The 2431-nt window shown below is 44.0% G+C and carries 3 protein-coding genes; 2 read left to right on the top strand and 1 reads right to left on the bottom strand.

Annotation, left to right across the window (positions count from 1 at the left end):
• Both A3756_RS17605 and A3756_RS17600 read left to right on the top strand, forming a co-directional pair.
• Positions 1 to 541 (top strand): electron transfer flavoprotein subunit beta/FixA family protein (locus A3756_RS17605; RefSeq protein ID WP_068554114.1); only part of this gene is annotated, 541 nt, incomplete at its 5' end.
• 1 nt (position 542) lies between these two features.
• Complete coding sequence (locus tag A3756_RS17600; protein WP_068508383.1) at positions 543 to 1472, top strand: electron transfer flavoprotein subunit alpha/FixB family protein; 930 nt, start codon at positions 543 to 545, stop codon at positions 1470 to 1472.
• A 60-nt stretch (positions 1473 to 1532) separates the two neighbouring features.
• Here the strand turns inward: A3756_RS17600 and A3756_RS17595 are convergent, their stop codons facing one another.
• Complete coding sequence (locus A3756_RS17595) at positions 1533 to 2285, bottom strand: pseudouridine synthase (RefSeq protein WP_068508407.1); 753 nt, start codon at positions 2283 to 2285, stop codon at positions 1533 to 1535.
• Between the last annotated feature and the right edge of the window lie 146 nt (positions 2286 to 2431).

Raw genomic sequence — 2431 nt, 5'->3', positions numbered from 1 at the left:
GCAAATTCGTACAGCCCTGGCGCTAGGTGCGGATCGCGGTATTCTGATTGAAACTGACGAAGAAGTTCAGTCTCTACAAGCTGCAAAATTATTTAAGTCTGTTGTTGAAAAAGAAGAGCCACAGCTAGTAATTCTTGGTAAGCAGTCTATCGACTCTGATAACAACCAAACTGGTCAGATGCTTGCTGCATTGACTGGTATGCCTCAAGGTACGTTTGCTTCTGAAGTTGTTGTTGATGGCGACAAAGTAAATGTTACTCGTGAAGTTGATGGTGGTCTGATGACAGTTGGTTTGAACTTGCCAGCAGTTGTAACAACTGACTTGCGTTTGAACGAGCCACGTTATGCTTCTCTTCCAAATATCATGAAAGCGAAGAAAAAGCCGCTTGAAATGACAACTCCAGCTGACCTGGGTGTTGATGTTGCTGCTAGCTTGAAGATTACCAAGGTTGAAGAGCCAGCTACGCGTTCAGCAGGTATTAAAGTTGCCGATGTTGCTGAATTGGTTGACAAACTTAAGACTGAAGCGAAGGTGATCTAACATGAGTATACTAGTAATTGCAGATCATGATAACGGTAGCATCAAGCCAGTTACCCTAAACGTTTTGAGTGCAGCAAAAGCGATCGGTGGTGACATCGACGTGCTAGTTGCAGGCGAAGGTTGTGGTGCGGCGGCTGAAGCAGCTGCTAAAGCTGAAGGTGTTGCTAAAGTATTGGTTGCAGATAATGCAGCCTACGGTCACTCTCTAGCTGAGAACTTATCTCTACTAGTTGCTGATCTTGGTAAAGGTTATTCTCACATCGTTACTTCTGCGGGCACTACGGGTAAGGACTTCCTTCCACGTGTAGCTGCTTTGTTGGATGTGGCGCAAATCTCTGACATCATCAAAGTTGAATCAGCTGATACTTTCGTTCGTCCTATCTATGCAGGTAATGCGATCGCTACTGTTCAGTCTTCTGACGGCATCAAAGTAATCACTGTTCGTGGTACTGCGTTTGATCCTGTTGCTGCTGAAGGTGGTTCTGCTGCTGTTGAAGCTATTGATAACGTTCAGGATGCTGGCATCTCTACCTTCGTTGGTGAAGAAATGGCTAAGTCTGATCGTCCAGAGTTGACTGCTGCTGACATCGTGATTTCTGGTGGCCGTGGTATGCAAAATGGCGACAACTTCAAGATTCTTGAGTCTGTTGCTGACAAGCTAGGCGCTGCTGTAGGTGCATCACGTGCCGCTGTTGATGCTGGCTTCGTACCTAACGATATGCAGGTTGGTCAAACAGGTAAGATTGTTGCACCTAACCTTTACATCGCTGTTGGTATCTCGGGTGCTATCCAGCACTTGGCAGGTATGTCAGGCAGTAAAGTAATCGTTGCAATCAACAAAGACGAAGATGCTCCTATCTTCCAGGTTGCTGATTACGGTTTGGTTGCTGATTTGTTTGAAGCTGTTCCAGAATTGGACGCTGCACTTTAAGCAAAGCTAAGTTCTAAAAACCGATACATGAAAGTGTATCGGTTTTTTTGTGCCTGACTATTAATCAGGCTTTGCTTCGTAAGGTGTCAAGTTCGTAAGTGCCTTTGTAAAGCTCTCTTCTAGCGGACATTCTAATGTCACGTTTTGCCCCGTCACTGGGTGATTGAACGTAAGTTTGGTCGCTGCCAATAATAAACGATGACTATCAAAATTTTCTTTGAATAGACGGTTGTGCTCACCTTTCCCATATTTTACATCACCGATAATTGGGTGGCTGATGTGTTTTAGGTGGCGCCGAATTTGATGCTTTCTGCCGGTTGTGGGCTTCAGTTGGATGTGGCTGTATCGTGAACTGGGGAAGCGCCCATCTGAGAATGGCAGCTCAAAACTGCACATTCGTTCATAATGTGTGACAGCTTCTTTAGGGTCTTTTTTTTGAAGTTGTTTTTGCATGTGTTTGAAAACTGCGATTTCTTTTAGAGGGTGATTGATCTCTCCATTGGTGGGAGTATACCCGCGAACGATTGCTTGATATGTCTTATTGACCAAGCGGTTTTCAAAATCTGAGCTAAGCTGAGAGGCGATCTCGGAATGCAGAGCAAATAGGAGTAGCCCTGATGTCGGTTTATCCAAACGGTGTACCGGATAGACCCACTGATCAATCTGGTTTCGCAATATTTTCATAGCATAGCTAGTTTCATGCTTGTCGATGGGACTTTTGTGTACCAGTAAACCTGCAGGTTTTTGTATAGCAATTAGGAACTTATCTTGGAAGATAATGGATAATTGCTCAGTAGCTTGTGTATCGGGCATTTGCATAACGATTGTTCTATAAAAAGAAATCAGTTTTCTGAAAGGCCATATTCTAGCACTGTACTGGATTCGTTGGGTGAAGTTGGTAGTATCTCCGTTTCTATAACAAATACATTAATACACAAGTAATGGAAGAACGAATGAGT

The organism is Oleiphilus sp. HI0086, assembly GCF_001635225.1.
The sequence above is the reverse complement of the archived record's forward strand: the minus strand, read 5'-3'. Positions and strand labels throughout refer to the sequence as shown.

Coding starts and splice junctions, on each gene's coding strand:
- A3756_RS17600 (WP_068508383.1), top strand. CDS start 543: ATGAGTATACTAGTAATTGCAGATCATGATAACGGTAGCATCAAGCCA.
- A3756_RS17595 (WP_068508407.1), bottom strand. CDS start 2,285: ATGCCCGATACACAAGCTACTGAGCAATTATCCATTATCTTCCAAGAT.